General features: G+C 44.0%; 14 protein-coding genes and 3 pseudogenes. 15 read left to right on the top strand and 2 right to left on the bottom strand.

From position 1 onward, the window contains the following. Window positions 1–283 precede the first annotated feature (283 nt). From J2S00_RS16395 to J2S00_RS16360, 8 genes are all read left to right on the top strand, one after another. On the top strand, window positions 284–979 hold the full coding sequence (locus J2S00_RS16395) for a response regulator (RefSeq protein ID WP_307342277.1): 696 nt from the start codon (window positions 284–286) through the stop codon (window positions 977–979). Beyond that, window positions 966–2,201: a sensor histidine kinase gene (locus J2S00_RS16390; protein WP_307342274.1), complete on the top strand. Its 1,236-nt coding sequence runs from the start codon at window positions 966–968 to the stop codon at window positions 2,199–2,201. Before J2S00_RS16395 ends, J2S00_RS16390 begins: the two co-directional genes overlap by 14 nt. A gap of 90 nt (window positions 2,202–2,291) precedes the next feature. Beyond that, the gene (locus J2S00_RS16385; RefSeq protein ID WP_307342271.1) at window positions 2,292–2,975 is read left to right on the top strand and encodes an ABC transporter ATP-binding protein; all 684 of its coding nucleotides are present in this window, start codon (window positions 2,292–2,294) and stop codon (window positions 2,973–2,975) included. Further along, the gene (locus tag J2S00_RS16380; protein ID WP_307342268.1) at window positions 2,972–5,578 is read left to right on the top strand and encodes an ABC transporter permease; all 2,607 of its coding nucleotides are present in this window, start codon (window positions 2,972–2,974) and stop codon (window positions 5,576–5,578) included. Before J2S00_RS16385 ends, J2S00_RS16380 begins: the two co-directional genes overlap by 4 nt. Window positions 5,579–6,040: 462 nt before the next feature. Beyond that, a complete protein-coding gene (locus J2S00_RS16375; protein ID WP_307342265.1) occupies window positions 6,041–6,307 on the top strand; it encodes a MerR family transcriptional regulator in 267 nt (88 codons plus the stop codon). Beyond that, the gene (locus J2S00_RS16370; RefSeq protein WP_307342262.1) at window positions 6,308–6,856 is read left to right on the top strand and encodes a TipAS antibiotic-recognition domain-containing protein; all 549 of its coding nucleotides are present in this window, start codon (window positions 6,308–6,310) and stop codon (window positions 6,854–6,856) included. A gap of 179 nt (window positions 6,857–7,035) precedes the next feature. Then, entirely contained in the window at window positions 7,036–8,307 is a 1,272-nt protein-coding gene (locus tag J2S00_RS16365; RefSeq protein WP_307342260.1) for a hypothetical protein, read from the top strand. Further along, window positions 8,304–9,014 carry a DUF6147 family protein gene (locus J2S00_RS16360; protein ID WP_307342257.1) on the top strand — a complete coding sequence of 237 codons (711 nt, stop codon included), beginning with the start codon at window positions 8,304–8,306 and terminating at the stop codon, window positions 9,012–9,014. Before J2S00_RS16365 ends, J2S00_RS16360 begins: the two co-directional genes overlap by 4 nt. Before the next feature lie 39 nt (window positions 9,015–9,053). Here the strand turns inward: J2S00_RS16360 and J2S00_RS16355 are convergent, their stop codons facing one another. Together J2S00_RS16355 and J2S00_RS16350 are read right to left on the bottom strand one after the other, a co-directional pair. After that, window positions 9,054–9,809 (bottom strand): DUF4367 domain-containing protein, encoded by a 756-nt coding sequence (locus tag J2S00_RS16355; RefSeq protein WP_307342255.1) that lies wholly within the window; start codon window positions 9,807–9,809, stop codon window positions 9,054–9,056. After that, window positions 9,806–10,372, bottom strand: a complete 567-nt coding sequence (locus J2S00_RS16350; RefSeq protein WP_307342252.1) for an RNA polymerase sigma factor — start codon at window positions 10,370–10,372, stop codon at window positions 9,806–9,808. Before J2S00_RS16350 ends, J2S00_RS16355 begins: the two co-directional genes overlap by 4 nt. 280 nt (window positions 10,373–10,652) lie before the next feature. Between J2S00_RS16350 and J2S00_RS16345 the strand changes: the two are divergent. The 7 genes and pseudogenes from J2S00_RS16345 to J2S00_RS16315 all read left to right on the top strand — a co-directional run. Next, window positions 10,653–10,976: pseudogene (locus tag J2S00_RS16345) on the top strand (ATP-binding cassette domain-containing protein); the annotation flags it as partial. Between the two features lie 20 nt (window positions 10,977–10,996). Then, window positions 10,997–11,197: pseudogene (locus tag J2S00_RS16340) on the top strand (response regulator transcription factor); the annotation flags it as partial. Between the two features lie 39 nt (window positions 11,198–11,236). Beyond that, entirely contained in the window at window positions 11,237–11,800 is a 564-nt protein-coding gene (locus J2S00_RS16335) for a FixH family protein (protein ID WP_307342246.1), read from the top strand. An 88-nt stretch (window positions 11,801–11,888) separates the two neighbouring features. Continuing rightward, a pseudogene (locus tag J2S00_RS16330) lies at window positions 11,889–13,250 on the top strand (PepSY-associated TM helix domain-containing protein). 161 nt (window positions 13,251–13,411) lie between these two features. Next, entirely contained in the window at window positions 13,412–14,497 is a 1,086-nt protein-coding gene (rlmN, locus tag J2S00_RS16325) for a dual-specificity RNA methyltransferase RlmN (RefSeq protein ID WP_307342243.1), read from the top strand. A 72-nt stretch (window positions 14,498–14,569) separates the two neighbouring features. Next, window positions 14,570–15,283 (top strand): polysaccharide deacetylase family protein, encoded by a 714-nt coding sequence (locus J2S00_RS16320; RefSeq protein ID WP_307342239.1) that lies wholly within the window; start codon window positions 14,570–14,572, stop codon window positions 15,281–15,283. Window positions 15,284–15,482: 199 nt separating this feature from the next. After that, window positions 15,483–16,109 (top strand): TetR/AcrR family transcriptional regulator, encoded by a 627-nt coding sequence (locus tag J2S00_RS16315; protein WP_307342236.1) that lies wholly within the window; start codon window positions 15,483–15,485, stop codon window positions 16,107–16,109. Window positions 16,110–16,123 lie beyond the last annotated feature (14 nt).

Genomic DNA, 16,123 nt, shown 5'->3' with positions numbered 1-16,123 from the left:
AATCTTCGCAGCTGTAGGCGTTGAACCTCCCCCAAGGTTCCTCGAGATCCAGCCAAGTTCATAGATACACGTACCAACCATACTGAATCGCTCATAAACCCAGGAGTAGTATGGGTTTATGAGCGTTTTGTTTGCCTAGTAACTGTCGAACTTGGGCATACCTTACCCGGCTCTTTGATGACAAAATCGTCACGCAAAGATGAGCGGTTCCCGTTATAATAAAAATAATAAACCAGTACACATTCAGGGTTCATTCCACACTGAAACGGAACGGGGTGCAATCATGAGCAGGGTGTTAGTGGTGGAAGATGATCAAACCATTGCCTTGGGCATCGAGTATTCCTTAAAGCAAGAAGGATTTCAGGCTGAGGTGGCCTATGATTGGGCGGCCGCCAAAGCGGTTCTTCAGCAAGAGGAATTTGATCTGATTTTACTTGATGTGGCTTTGCCTGACGGGAGCGGGTTTGATTTATGCCGCATGATCAGGGAACGGACAGATACCCCCGTAATTTTTTTAACCGCCCGGGATGAGGAAGTTAATGTCGTCATGGGACTGGACATGGGGGCGGATGATTATGTGACCAAGCCCTTCCGAGTAAGGGAGCTGATCTCCCGCATTAAAAGCGTCATGCGCCGCTACGACAAGCAGCCTGCCCAAAGAACGGAGATCCGGCTGGGCGATGTGGTGATCGATACCGCTCAAGCCCAGGTGTTTAAGCAAGGGGAAGCGGTTTTGCTGACCAGTCTGGAGTACCGGCTGTTACTCACCCTGGCCAACCATCCCGGACAGGTGCTCTCCAGAAAACAGATCTTAGAACATATCTGGGACGTGGCCGGCGATTTTGTCAATGATAATACGCTCTCCGTCTATATTAAACGCTTGCGCGAGAAGATTGAAGATGATCCCCACCACCCCAAGCTGATCCACACGGTACGGGGCTTGGGGTACAAGGCAGGTGTCGGTGTTGAGACTCGCTAAAAACCCGGAAGTGGTTAAATTATTGCTGGTTTTGACTGTGCTCCTTTTTCTTTCTTTGATGCTCGCCTTGAGCTTCACCTTAATCAGCAGCCACCATCTTGAGGAGACGATGCTGACCAGCCAGGCGGCACTGATTGGGGCCGTAATTGAAACGTATCCAAACGCAGAACCTGGCCTGATCCAGCAGGTTAAAGGGGCTGATGAGCAAACGATCCGGAAAGGGGAAGCCTTGTTGGCCCGGTATGGTCTTCATGTTGAAAATCTGTTGTCCACATCAGAGGCTGTAAGGGCCACTGCCCGACTGAATGCCATGCTTTACGTTGCCCTGGCTGTTTTGGTATTTTTGGCCCTCGTTGGCCTTTTTTTTCTTTTTTTACGACGTCATTACAGGAAGATTAGGGCCATCAGTGACTACTTAAGCGGGATTGCGGCAGGAAACTACGCTTTGGCCATCCGGGACAACGATGAGGGGGAGCTCAGCATATTAAGAAATCAAATTTATAAAATCACCATTATGTTAAAGGAGCAGGCCGAAACCTTAAAACAGGATAAAATCCGCCTGGCCGATTCCCTGGCCGACATTTCCCACCAGTTGAAAACGCCCCTTACCTCCCTTATTGTCCTGAGTGATCTTTTGGAGGATGATCCGGCCGAGGAGGTGAAAGAAGAGTTTCTGGCCCGCATGAGGTCGCAGCTGAAGCGGATGGAATGGCTGACCACCTCCTTGCTTAAGCTCTCCCGCCTGGAAGCGGGGACGGTCACCATGAAAAAGGACTCCTTTAAAATAAGGGAATTAATTGACCGGGTTGTACAGGCTTTAAGCATTCCGTTGGAGATTAAAGGGCATCGGGTGGAGATTGCGGGGGATGAAGGAGCCATGATGACAGGGGATTTAAACTGGACCCTTGAGGCGTTGATCAATATTTTGAAAAACCATATCGAACATACGCCGGAGAAAGGCATGATCCGGATCGCTTATGAGGACAATCCCATTTTTACCAAAATCATCACGGCCGATAACGGGGAAGGAATCGACCGGGAGGATCTGCCTTATGTTTTCAACCGGTTTTACCGGGGAAAAAATGCCAGCGAAGAAAGCGCAGGCATTGGCTTGGCCATGGCTTATGAGATTGTCAAACAGCAAGGCGGAGACATCACCGTGAAAAGTGAACAGGGAGAGGGCACCCAATTGACCATCACCTTATATAAACAACGCATCTAAGATGACTAAACTGTCACTTCTCCCGTCACCGTAAAGTCATCCAAGGGGGTTATCCTGGCCTTAGAAGAATGCATAAAGGAGTCATGTGCCATGGAAATATTGAGAGTGGAAAATGTGTCCAAAATTTATGGGAAAGGCCAGACGCGGGTGACCGCTTTGGACAATGTCTCCTTTTCGGTGAATAAAGGAGAATTTGTGGCCATTGTTGGTCCGTCGGGTTCGGGGAAATCCACCCTTTTACACATTTTGGGCGGGGTGGACCGGCCCACCAGCGGCAAGGTGTTGATTGAGGAGACGGATATCTATGCCCTCAATGAAACGCAGCTGGCCATTTTCAGGCGCCGGCAGATCGGGCTGATTTACCAGTTTTATAATCTGATTCCCATTTTAAATGTCAAAGAAAATGTGACACTGCCCCTTTTGCTGGATAACCGCCAGGTGGATCCCAAGAGACTGGATGAGCTTTTGGAAACGCTGGGCTTAAAAGACAGGGTCAACCATTTGCCCAATCAGCTGTCCGGCGGGCAGCAGCAGCGGGTGGCCATCGGACGGGCCTTGATCAACCAGCCCGCTTTGGTGCTGGCCGACGAGCCCACAGGCAATCTGGACAGCAAAAATTCAAAGGAAATCATTGATTTGCTCAAACTGTCCAACCGGCTGTATCATCAAACCCTGCTGATCATCACCCATGATCCGCAAATTGCTTTGCAGGCGGACCGGATGATCACCGTGGAAGACGGCCGCATCATCAAGGATGAGGTGATCCGGACATGAAGGTGTTAAGGCAACTGACCTGGCGCTATTTGAAGCTGAACCGGAAACGGACCATTGTCACCGTGATCGGCATCATCCTGTCCGCTGCCATGATCACCGGGGTGGCCACGCTGGTGGCCAGTTTTCAGGACTTGTTTGTGCGGGCGGTCCAAATGACGGATGGCAGCCACCATGCCTCTTTTTACGAGGTGCCCTATGAAAACAGCAAATATATTACGGATCACGCCTATACCCAAACGGCCATGCTGAGCAAGGATATCGGTTTTGCCCGCCTGGAGGGGTCCAAAAATGAACAAAAGCCCTACTTGATGATTAAGGGCTATGATCGAGAGGCCTTTAACCATTTCCCCTTGACCCTTAAAGAGGGGCGTTTTCCGGAGCGGGAAGGGGAAATTGTGATCTCGGAAGAGGTCTTTTATGAGGCCGGGGTGGAATACAACATCGGGGACCAGTTCACTGTGGAAATCGGCAGGCGGGTGGATCAGGGGGAGGTTTTGTCCCACGAGCCCTTATCCAAAACGGAGAAACTGGAAGTATTCACCACCGAGACGTATACCGTAACCGGGATCATCACCCGGTCCCGGTTTGAATCCTGGGAATCACCGGGCTATAGTGCCATCTCCTATCTGGAGGAAAGCCGCCTCTTGCCGGAAGAGCGGGTCAATGTCTCCATTGTGGCGGTAAACCCTGAACAGATTTTTGAACAGGCCCCAAAGCTGGCGGAAGCCGCCGGAGCGTTGGAGATCCGCTATAACAATGAGCTGTTAAAGTGGATGGGCATCACCCAAAACGAGCGGGTCATAAATGCGATGCGGTCGGTGGGACTGATCATTATTTTACTGATTGTGGTGGGTTCTGTTACCGTGATCTATAATGCCTTTGCCATTTCGGTCAGTGAGCGGACCAAACAGTTTGGCATGCTGGCCAGCGTAGGGGCCACCAAAAGACAGATCCGCAGGATGGTCTTTTGGGAAGGGCTGATTGTGGGCTTGATTGGCCTGCCCGTCGGAATTTTGTCCGGTTTGGCCGGCATTGGGGTCACTTTGGAAGTGATTAATCACCTCATGCAGGATTCGGTCTTTAACACGGGTGTGGGCTTAAGGCTGATCGTTTCTCCTGAAACCATACTGGTTTCCGTCCTATTTATTTCCCTGACCATCTTTTTGTCCGTCTATATTCCGGCTAAAAAGGCCTCCAAAATTTCTCCCATTGAAGCCATCAGGCTGAACAGGGAGATCCGCATCACAGGGAAAACGCTCAGAACGTCCAGGCTGACCCGGCTTCTGTTTGGCATTGAGGGGGAATTGGCTCTAAAAAACTTGAAGCGCAACAAACGGCGCTACCGGGCCACCCTGTTTTCCCTGTTTATCAGCATTGTGCTCTATATTTCCTTCTCCTCGTTTATGACCTATGGGTTTGTGAGCAGTGACATTTACTATACGGATATTTCCCATGATTTTGAAGTGGCCAAACAGGGAATTGGGCTGGAGGAGTCCCTTCAATTTTATGATCAGGTTGCCCAGCTGGATGACGTGGAGCGTTTCGCCGTCAGCCGGATGATCTTTAGCACCGCCGAGGAGATGAAACGGGAACAATTTGGCCGCTTTATTCAATCCTATCTGGAGTCCGGGGAGGAGGGGGACATTTTTCGCACCCCTGAGGGGGGTTACCGGATGCACTTTAACCTGGTGGCCGTGGGTGAGGAGGAATTTGCCACCTATGCTCGGGAGCTGGGGTTGGATGTGGCCGATTATACCAACCCGGGAGAGATTAGGGGGATTTTGGTTAACCGCAATGTGATTCCCTTCAGTGCGGAGTATAAGCCCTTAAATATTGAAGCCGGAGAACGGATTGCCCTTGTCGAAGAGCATTACGGAGAACTTGTCAATCCGTATCGTTTTACCTTGGAAATCGGGGCGGTGACCAACCAGCTCCCCCTGGGGGTTTATCCCGCCCAACTGGGCGATGTGCATGTGATTGTTTCGGAGGATGCGTTTAACCGGATTTATCAGAAAGTGCATGATCAGTCCAAAGAGACAGCCAATTTTGTTCGCATGTATATCAAGCTGAAAGAAGGAGCTGACCGGAGAGCGTTTGCCGAAGCGGTGAGAACCTTGGATGCCGGACTCCACCCGGGACCGTATCTGTTGGTCTATGACACCAAAGAGAATCAAGAAGAGCTAAAGCGGACCAAAACCATGATCTCCATTTTCCTGTATGGCTTTGTCAGCCTGATCACCTTGATAGGCGTCACCAATATTTTCAATACCATCAGCACCAACGTGGCCCTGCGCCGCCGGGAGTTTGCCATGTTGAAATCCGTCGGTTTAACCCCAGCCGGCTTCAATAAGATGATCAACTATGAAAGTATTTTTTACGGATTAAAGGCGTTGCTTTATGGTTTGCCGGTGGGTATCCTGGTCAGTTTATGGATGCACCGCTCTATTGCCGATGTTTTTCAGTTTTCCTTTGTTTTGCCCTGGAAGGAGATTTTAGTCTGCATCGTCGGCGTGTTTGTCATTGTTTTTCTCACCATGCTGCAATCCAGTGCCAAGTTAAAAAAAGAAAATATTATTGACGCACTGAAGGAAGAAAACTTGTAAATTTTGCTATTCGGGATGATTCCTGATTGTTCGCCGATGGTAAACGGTAGGTGACATGTTGATAGGCCAAGTGCATTCTCATCCCTAAAGCGGCATGCTCCGGATTTGACAATGGTCCATTTACAAACCGGGGTTATCGGCAATAAAGGCCACCTCATAGGTTTCCTCTGGATCCAGCCTAAAATAGAGCGGATAAAGAAGCATACTGAGTATCCGTCCCGTGCAACAAACCTTGTCACCGCAGGCGGAAAAAGTGTTGTTTGAAGTGGCCGGTGAAGATAAAATTGAAAACGATATTTCTTTGGAGAATTGTGCAAGGATTGGCAGGAATCATTGAATTCAGGGAATCCAAAAGCATTAAAAAAGACTTGCGCCTGACGTAACGTGAGCGGGTATGCTAAAGTTAACCGGATGGCCGTAAGGGTGTCCAATAAAAGGGATGGGGTCAAGGAGGGGTAAATATTGCGCGGGACAAACACTTACACGATTAGTGAGTTTGCAGATCTAACAGCGGTCACAGTCAGAACATTGCATTATTATGATGAGATCGGTTTGTTAAAACCAAGCGGATACAACAAACAGGGGCATAGACTTTATACCAACGCCGATTTAATCGGTTTACAAAAGGTGGTCACATTAAAGTTTTTAGGATTTTCCCTGGACCAGATCAAACAAATGCTGGACGAAGGGTCTAGGGATATTCGCCATTCTTTACAGTGGCAAAAATAGTTGACCTTGAAAAAAAGAGAACAACTAGATGCCGTCCTAAAAGCCCTTGATCATGCATTGCATGTGTTTGAAGCTGGCGAGGAGATTGATTGGGAAGTGTTTGTTGCTCTCATTTTGAGCATTCAGAAAGAAAAACAACATAAAGAATGGTTGCAACGCTGGTTGGATAAGGAATCAGTTGATCAGTTGTTCAACATTTCTGATCAAGAGCAGATCAAGTTTTCCAAACAGTACGTGGAGATGATGAGAGATTTTAAGCAATCCATGGATAAAGATCCGGGGGCTCCTGAAGTGCAAGAACTGGTCCATCGCTACTTACAGTTAACGAATGATGTAATACAAACTGATTCTAAGGCTTTTAAACAACTTGTGGATAAAATTGAAGAGATCAAGGAAGATGAATGGGATAAGGAACTGTTCTTTAACCCTTATTCACCAGAATTGGAAACGTTTATGAACGAAGCAATTCGTATTTATATTGAAAATAATCAGCCCCATCATGGAGATCTCACTCCTCTACCCAGCAAGAAAAAGGATGATCTTGTCTAAGCCATGAGCAAAAAAATATAATAAGTGTAACAAAATGAATCGGGGCTTAGAGGCTGAAACGCACTTAAAAGCAAACGGCGTTGAATTTTTAGGGGAACCATATACAGTGCTGATCTAAAAAGGGACGTGTTGAATTATGCAAAGAAAGATTGTTAAGAGCGAAAGGGAGACCGGATAAGATGGATGCACGCATCAAGGCATTAATTGATTTCACCCAATCTAAGTTTGGCTTGGATAACTATCGGTTGCATACACACAAACTTTACCGCCGGGTTCATCTCTTTAATGATACGGTCTATACCTTATCGATGGAGTGGTTTCCCGCTCATGTAGAGGGACGAAACAACGATGGCTCCAATCCGGACGGGACAGCAGTCATTGATGTCGACGTGCATACCCGACAATTTGAACGTGTCATTTTTGTGGGTGGCAAGTCTTATTCCAAGGGGATCAGGTTTGGCCACTTTAATACAGATGACATCATTAAATGGATTGAGGATGAAACAGGACTGAGGTACGGGAAACAATTTCATCAGGTTAAAAAGGAAGAGAGGGAACTTCATTTTCAGGCCTGTATCGATGGCGTTGCCGTTTCACCTTCCGGGTCCATCGACATGAAGGTGGATGAAGAAGGCCGGCTCATTTTGTTTACCGTGAATGGTCACTTTCCGGCCAAGGAGAGGGTGAAAGAGGAGACATTTTCACTCACCCTTACAGATGTGGAGCCGCTGGCCAAGGCGCAATTAAAACTGGTTCATTTTCCTTCAAATAAGCAAAAGCGAATAATTCCGGTTTACGGGGTAGAAGAAATATATATCACCAATGATCAAACAGCCACCATTCCCTTTGAACCGGTTGCAGATGTAAGACGACATGTGAAAATCGATAAAACGCTTCACTGGCAAACACCAATTAACCGTCCGTTTGAAAGAACGGAAATTAGTTTGAGTGAGGATGTAAAACCTGAGCAGGCCTTTGTCCTTGAACCCCACCCTGACACATTTCCAATCACAAAAACTGAGCAAGAGCAATGCAAGCAAGCGGTTGAACATTTTATGCGTCAGGTTTTTCCAAAAGAGACGGGGGAATGGGTTCTCACAACGTTGCATCGTGATAGGGGGTATATTCTGGCCACATTAAAACGGAGCAAGCAAGACAACCGTCTGTTTCAGAGCAAACTGTTCGTTTTCCTTGATCCAACAAACTTTCAAGCAGTGAATTATATGGATAACAAGACTTTGTTGGAAGTGTTTCAACACTTTGAGCAACCACAATCCGTCACACTGAATAAAAATGCGGCGTACGAAAAGATTCGGGCCATGATTACATTAACACCGGTCTATGTGTTTGATTTTGAGCAAAACCAATACATTTTATGTGGTAAAGTTGACTGTCAATATGGCGTTCATGCCGTAAACGGTGAAGTGGTTGTATTTTTAAGGGCAGTTTGACTTTTAAACAAGTGATTGATGACTCTTTGCATGATCTGGAACAAACCTTTGAGTACCGAAAAAGATGTCAAACCGGGCAAAACGACAATTTATCAAAGTTCTCAAATGAATTATCTTTAGAAATTTGTCATTACTTTGGAATTTTTTCTTCTTGGGAACTGATTTTGGATAACTGTCGTCTTTCTTATGGAGGTGAAGGAGGGGAACGATCAATGTTTAAAAAAGCACAATTCATTTTGGCAGTTTTTTTGATTCTCGCCGGTATCTTTTTAGGATCAGCAGAAGTCTTTGCAGAGGAAATACCACCTGAACCAACAGAAGGAAGTCAGTCTCCATATCAAGATTGGGGTTCTTCTAATACTTCAGGTGATGTAGCAATACAATCCACGCAATATTTAAAAGCGTGGGAATCATCGATAAGCAGAATATCAGGGAATTATATCAGAGTGTCTGGATTTTCAGAGGCATACTCCAAAGTTGACACAATAGGTGTTGAGCTATTCCTTCAATACTGGAATGGTCAACAATGGATAGATATAGCGAAAGTTGGGGATTACAAAAGAAACAATACTACTTATGTAAGTGGAACAGAGCTTTTTACAGTTTCCAGTGGATATTATTATCGAGCTAGAGGAGTCCATTATATTTATAAAGATGGTCTTAGAGAACGAATGAACTCTTATACCAGCTACATTTATGTAAGATAAAAATACAGAGGGGTATCCGTTTCATTGCACACCCCTCTGTCACATTGTGTTTGCCACTTTTTTTATTTCGTGTTCCGATAATTGACTATCTATTATAAATTGTAGGTCTTGATCGACCCAAATCAACTTTTTAGAATTGTCCTTAAATATGAAGAGGGTTCCGCTGTTCCCTTGAATATCAACATCTATAATTTTAGTATCTTCATGATCTACACCAATCGAATAGCCCATTTGTTCTTGTATATTCGTTTCTCTTATCGTTAACGTTTCTTCTCCTTTAACATAGTTAAGAATAATTTGGTCACTTTTTTCATCATCGACAAGTTCTACGGTAACATCACGAAGGTTAAACCCTTCAGGGACATGGCTTGGAAGAACGATTGAAAAGCTTGTGACCTCCTGTGCTTCTTCTAAACTCATGGTTACTAGTTTGACTTCTCCTGAGTAATGAATAATGTCAGGGGGAGGTTGATTTTTATTCAATGGTGTTGGTTCACCTACTGAGCCAATAAGTTGTGTAACGGTACCTTTAGCTTTTGTAATTAGCTGTGAAACCCAGCTGTTAGCAGAAACATCTAATGACTGAAATAGTGTGATAATCATGACAGCACATAGGATGACTACGGCAATCATCTTTCTTATCTGTTGAAATGGTTTATTTTTTCTCGTTGCGATTGTGTTCTGAATGTGATTCCAAGTCTCCTCTTTGGAAAGAGGAGGTTCAGGCGTATTTTCGTAGTCTTCCTGAATTGCAATTTGAATGTTTTTTTCTGTATCCCATTCTTGTTTATTCATAATATCTCACCTTCTATACTCTCCCTTATTTCTGCCCTTTCCATCGCTTCTCTCATTTTGGACTTCGCCCGATGTACTCTTGATTTCACCGTTCCAAGTTTAATGTTTAGGGTATCTGCAATTTCTGTCTCTTTCATGCCGTGTATATATTTTAATACAATAACCACTCTATATTCTGGAGGGAGAGTATAAATTTGCTCCCAAATATACTTTTTCAAAAACCTTTTTTCCACTTCTGTTTCAACTTTACTTTCTCTCACTTTGTTTTTCATAGAGAATTCGTCGATTAAATCTTCCTCCAAAGGTGAAAAGTTAAATTTATTCTTTTTTCTTAACACATCGATTGCCGTACGTGTGGCAATACTCATCATCCATGATTCTATTTTTGCTTTGTCTTGAAGAGTATCATAATAATTAAATGCTTTAATAAAGGTCTCTTGAAGAATATCTTGAGAAAGGTGGGGATCTTTTGTGATGAAATATGCTGTTTTATACACCTTTGTATAAAACATATCATAAAGCATGCGTTGGATAAGTTTTTGATCTTTACCAAATTTAAACATTTGATACCTCCAGAGGCACAACTTGCTTATGGACATTTTACCATAAGAACAAAGGAGTGGACGGTCTGTGAGTAGGTTAATTCCATGATATTTGTGGTGAAAATGCCTCCATCAAATTTTAAATGTTGTGTATAATAAAGGAAATACTTGGTATCAGGTGAGGGTGTATGAAGCTCATTTTTCAATTCATTATTTTTTATCTGTATCCAATTTATCTTGTCATTAGTGGAACTATAATTCAAGTGTACAAAAGAATACGATGTTTAAGGAGAGAGAGGACATGGAAACGGTTCTTAAGGTCGATAAACTGGGAAAATCGTTTAAAAACACCCAAGTTATCCGCGATATATCATTTGAAGTACAGAAAGGTGAAATTATGGCCATTCTCGGCCCAAATGGAGCAGGTAAGTCGACAACCATCCGGAACATTATGGGCATTATCTATCCGGATGAAGGGACGATTACTTTTAACAGTCATGGTGAAATTCTTCGCCACAAAATCGGTTATTTGCCAGAAGAACGCGGACTGTACAAAAACGTGAAAGTAATGGATATTTTGCTTTATTTGGCGGAACTAAAGGACTACCCCCTTCATAAAGTAGAAAACCACGAGCAAAAGAACCAAATCCTTTATCTCAACGGGAGCAAGAAGTGTTGCAGTTAGTTGCCAAGGGATTTTCCAATAAGGATATAGCCACGTCCCTGTCTATTTCCGAATATACGGTGAAGAATCATCTGAAAAACATCATGCAGAAATTACATCTGGATAACCGGGTCCAGTTAACCCGCTATGCTTATGAACAAGGGTGGATTTCAGCAGAGTAAAACAAGTTATTGAAGAGACTTAAGGAAGGAGACAATACAATGAAACGTATCTGGCATTTTGAGCGAAAGTTTAAAGTGAAGAAACTGGCAATTGCTTTCCTCCTGCTCATTGCAACGTTGCTTACTGCCTGTCAATCCGATGATTCTCATCATGGACATGAGTCAGATGATTTGGCCATGCCACAGGCTCCGATAGAAGTCACTTTCTATACTGAGCCTGAAGTAGACATTAAGGCAGGGGAAGCGGTATATCTTATTGCTGAAGTGACACAGGAGGGACAAGCAGTAACTGACGCAGAGTTGGTTCGTTTTGAAATATGGTCTGCAGAAGAGGAACAGAAAGAAATCGGAGAACGTGATCATAGAGGAGATGAAGCCGAACATCACGCTTTAGAAGAAGACAGTCAAGAGCATCATACTGGTCACCAGGCTATGGACGACTATGAAACTGAGCATGAAATGATCGAAGCTGGACACCGTGGAGACGGTCAGTATGTACTCGAGTATACATTTGAAAAAGCAGGGACCTACAATGTGATGTATCATGTGGATGCCCGCGGGTTCCATGCCATGACAAAACATGAAGTGATGGTGGGAGAATAAAGACCTAACGCAAGAGTAAAAAAGTAAGCCTAAGTTGGAGGGAAAAACCGTGGAAACGAGCAAACAAACTCATTTTGATGAAAATACGATGAAACAAACCGCAACAACAAAGACATCACTATATCAAACGGTATGGAGATGGCACTTTTATGCCGGTCTTATTTTTGCCCCGTTTTTAGTTATTCTTGCTTTTAGCGGAGCCGTTTATCTCTTTCATCCTCAGGTTGAGTCATATCTGTATCACGATTTGTATGAGGTTCAAGAAAAAGGAGAGGCTGTCCTGTCTCCTTCTGTACTAGTAGACAGTGTCACAGAGGCCTATCCAGAAGCGGTAACTACTTCATTAAAATTTTATGATGACCCTAATCGAACAACTGAAGTCGGCATCGTTTATCAGGGTGAAAGATCTACAGCTTACGTCAACCCCTAATCCGGAGATGTACAGGGAATCCTGAAAAACGATGAAAAATTCAGCCAAATTTTTAGGAAGCTTTATAGTGAATTGCTGATCGGAGGGGCTTTGGCCAACCGGTTTGTGGAGCTGGCTGCCTGTTGGGCGGTGATTCTCCTCGTGACCGGGCTGTATATCTGGTGGCCGAGAAATAAAGCTTCCATCTGGGGCACGATTCTACCACGGTTCAATGTGAAAGGGCGAACATTCTGGCGTGATATGCATGCCGTCCCTGCCTTTTGGCTATCCCTGTTTATTTTGATTGTCATTGTGACAGGACTGCCTTGGACAGATGTCATGGGGGAGCAAATTAAAAATTTGGCTTCCGCAACCAACACCGGCTATCCCCCTTATGCGCACAGTTTTGCCGAAAAGCCGGAATCAGCATCTGTCATACGGACCAAAGACGTGGCGGAAGATATTCCATGGGCCACAGAGAACTTGCCCGTGCCAGTATCGCGAGCGACAGGGTATCTCCCTCTATCGCTGGAAGACGTTGATTATATTGCGCAAAGGGAACAAGTGAATAAACCCTATACCATTACCCTTCCCCAAGGAGAAACAGGCGTTTATACGATCTCTACCTCCCATTCAAAGCCGGGAGATAATGCCACCCTTCATGTTGATCAGTACACCGGAGCTGTGTTAAGTGATGTCCGTTTTGACGATTATGGCATCCTGGCCAAGGGGATTACAGTTGGGATCGCTTTGCACGAGGGCCGATTATTTGGCTTGCTAAATCAGATCATCGGACTGATTGTGTGTCTCGGCATGATTGGCATAATGATCAGCTCCATTATGATGTGGTGGAAACGCAAACAGGAAGGAAAATTGGGGGCGCCGGCTAAACCGAAAGACCCGAGAGTCACGCGAACCGTGTTTTTTATCATGCTCGGAAAGGGCCTCATCATGCCATTGGTTGGGATATCGATCTTGGTTGTCTTTATCCTTGACCGATTTGTACTGTCAAAAATAAGCCCGATTCAGAAGTGGTGGTGACAGACCCGTTTACATAGATTTAGCAGACTAATTGTATATCATCACAATCATTTATCATACGCTTCAAGATATAAAATTTCCCAGCATTTGATTCCATAGGGAATTCGTTTTATGATTAAGTAGGAAATTCTAATTGTAACGCTTTGAAAAGAGGGACACCCATGAAGCACTCCATCTATGGACTGACACTGGAACAATTAACAGCTTGGCTTGTGGAACGCGGACAAAAAAGTTTTCGGGCCAAACAAGTGTGGGATTGGTTGTATAAGAAGAGGGTTAAAGACTTCTCTGAAATGAAGAATGTCAATAAAGATTGCCTTCAATTATTACAGGATCACTTTGTCATCCAGTCATTAAGCGAACAAATCAAGCAGCAATCAGCGGATGGCACGATTAAATTTCTGTTTAAATTACTGGATGGTCATGTGATTGAAACTGTTTTAATGAGACATCACTACGGTTTGTCGGTCTGTGTGACAACGCAAGTCGGCTGTAATATTGGCTGCACTTTTTGTGCCAGTGGTTTATTAAAGAAGAGCCGAGATCTGTCAAGTGGTGAAATTGTTGAACAGATTATCAAGGTCCAACAATATCTTGATCAATATGAACAGGGTAACAGAGTCAGTCACGTTGTGGTGATGGGCATTGGTGAGCCCTTTGATAATTATGATCAGTTGATGGATTTTTTGCACATTATTAATGCACAGCAAGGACTGGCCATCGGCGCCAGGCACATTACGGTATCCACCAGCGGCATTGTCCCTAAGATTTATCAATTTGCCGATGCCAATTTGCAAGTCAACTTAGCGATATCGCTGCATGCCCCTAATGACGAACTGCGCACTCAGATCATGAAAATCAATAGAGCTTATCCCCTGAAAGAGCTTATGCGTGCTTGCCAGTATTATGTGGCCAAAACGAACCGCAGGATTACCTTTGAGTATATTTTGCTCAAAGGTGTGAATGATCACAAGCAAGAAGCCCTGCAACTGGCAGATCTCATCGGTCACATGCGGCATCTGGTCTACGTGAATTTAATTCCTTATAACCCTGTGGATGAACATCAGCAATACCAGAGAAGTACGCCACAAGCAGTGCAAGCGTTTTATGAGACGCTCAAGGGGAAAGGGATCAACTGTGGCATTCGTCGGGAGCATGGAACAGATATTGATGCTGCCTGTGGACAGCTACGAAGTAAACAAATCAAAAAAGCCAAGCTCGATAAAAATTGGGTCAGTCGCTACTGATCCTTGATGCAGTCGTCTATGACAATGCCGTGCAACAAAATTGTATCGTTTAAACCTCAAGAAGGAGAAAAAATGAAAAAAGCAGTGACAAGCATTATTATTTCTGTTTTTGCATTAGTGGCCAGTGGATATGGTTTGCTAGAACTGATGAACTCAAGAAGTTTGCAATTGTTTGGTGGTCTGGTCGTAAAAGTTGAAACAAATGAACAAGTGCTCGCCTTAACTATTGATGACGGTCCTGGGGAAAATACAGACGAAATTCTCAAGATTTTAAGAGAGGAAGATGTAAAAGCGACGTTCTTTTTAACTGGTCAGGAAATAGAAGAAAATATGGCGTATGCAGAAAAAATCGTTCAGGATGGGCATGAAATCGGCAATCATTCTTACTCACACCAGCGGATGGTGTTTAAAACACCTGCTTTCATTAAAGAGGAAATTGAAAAGACGGATGAATTAATTCGTCAAGCGGGTTATCAAGGTGAGATTCATTTTCGACCTCCTTTTGGTAAGAGATTGATATTACTTCCTTATTACTTAAATCATCACGAGCGAAAAACAATTTTATGGAATATTGAACCGGAGTCGTATCCCGAAATTGCCATGGATGCTGACAAAATAATAGATTATGTTGTAGAGAACATTGAGCCTGGTTCCATTATTCTACTGCATGTCATGTATGAAAGCCGTAGAGAATCATTAAACGCAGTAAAAGGAATTATTACGGCATTAAAAGAACAAGGTTATACGTTTACAACAGTGTCTGAACTGTTAAATTATAGAAATTAAATGTAACAGCTGGACTTGTCCAACCCCCTTTACACGGAAGTTAAGACCAACCGGTCAGTGTAAAGGGGGTCATTATTATCCGGACAAAATCGCAAGCAATAATTGGGAAAAAGTGAGTCCTATATATTGACCGGAGTGGTCGAAAAGTGTATACTTGGAATCGACCAGTGTGGTCTACCTGTTTTTTAAGGAGGGATTGGTGATTACCAAGACATTTTCTCAATTAGAGCCTTCAAAACAACAAAGAATTATCAATGCAGCACTGGCAGAATTTGCAGAGCACGGCTACGAGCAGGCGTCAACCAATCGAATCGTAAGGGAAGCTGGCATAGGCAAAGGCATGCTTTTTTACTACTTCAACAGTAAAAAAGAGTTGTATCACTATTTGGTTGACTACTGTTTAGACTACGTGGTCAATGAATACCTGAACCTTATTGATGAACGTGAATCCGACTTCATCGAAAGATATAAGCAAGCGGCGCAAATCAAAATGAAAGTTTATACTGAGAACCCCCATGTTTTTCATTTTTTAGGGAACATTTGGCTTAATCAAGAGGTTGAATTGCCTGCGGATTTAGCCAAACGACTTGAAGAAATAAGAAAACTGGGTTATGCCAAGATATACGGCCATGTTGATTACACATTATTTAGAGATGATGTAGATGCTGACAAAGTATTTCATATTATTCGTTGGGCCATGGAAGGATACGAGAAAGACCTGCTCAACCGCCTGAAAGGCCAGAAACTTACAGCCATCGACTGGGACCCTTATTGGGATGAATTTTTTGAGTTCCTCGATGTATTCAAAAAGGTGTTTTATAAATAAAAGGAGGGTTTACT

The sequence above is a fragment of the Caldalkalibacillus uzonensis genome (assembly GCF_030814135.1).
GTDB lineage: Bacteria > Bacillota > Bacilli > Caldalkalibacillales > Caldalkalibacillaceae > Caldalkalibacillus > Caldalkalibacillus uzonensis.
This window is presented reverse-complemented; position numbering and strand designations above follow the sequence as displayed.

What these genes read in the sequence shown, in the direction of transcription:
- J2S00_RS16350 (WP_307342252.1), bottom strand. Translation starts at nt 10,372, where the DNA reads ATGTTTAAATTTGGTAAAGATCAAAAACTTATCCAACGCATGCTTTAT.
- J2S00_RS16355 (WP_307342255.1), bottom strand. Translation starts at nt 9,809, where the DNA reads ATGAATAAACAAGAATGGGATACAGAAAAAAACATTCAAATTGCAATT.
- J2S00_RS16380 (WP_307342268.1), top strand. Translation starts at nt 2,972, where the DNA reads ATGAAGGTGTTAAGGCAACTGACCTGGCGCTATTTGAAGCTGAACCGG.
- J2S00_RS16320 (WP_307342239.1), top strand. Translation starts at nt 14,570, where the DNA reads ATGAAAAAAGCAGTGACAAGCATTATTATTTCTGTTTTTGCATTAGTG.
- J2S00_RS16395 (WP_307342277.1), top strand. Translation starts at nt 284, where the DNA reads ATGAGCAGGGTGTTAGTGGTGGAAGATGATCAAACCATTGCCTTGGGC.
- rlmN (WP_307342243.1), top strand. Translation starts at nt 13,412, where the DNA reads ATGAAGCACTCCATCTATGGACTGACACTGGAACAATTAACAGCTTGG.
- J2S00_RS16335 (WP_307342246.1), top strand. Translation starts at nt 11,237, where the DNA reads ATGAAACGTATCTGGCATTTTGAGCGAAAGTTTAAAGTGAAGAAACTG.
- J2S00_RS16385 (WP_307342271.1), top strand. Translation starts at nt 2,292, where the DNA reads ATGGAAATATTGAGAGTGGAAAATGTGTCCAAAATTTATGGGAAAGGC.
- J2S00_RS16365 (WP_307342260.1), top strand. Translation starts at nt 7,036, where the DNA reads ATGGATGCACGCATCAAGGCATTAATTGATTTCACCCAATCTAAGTTT.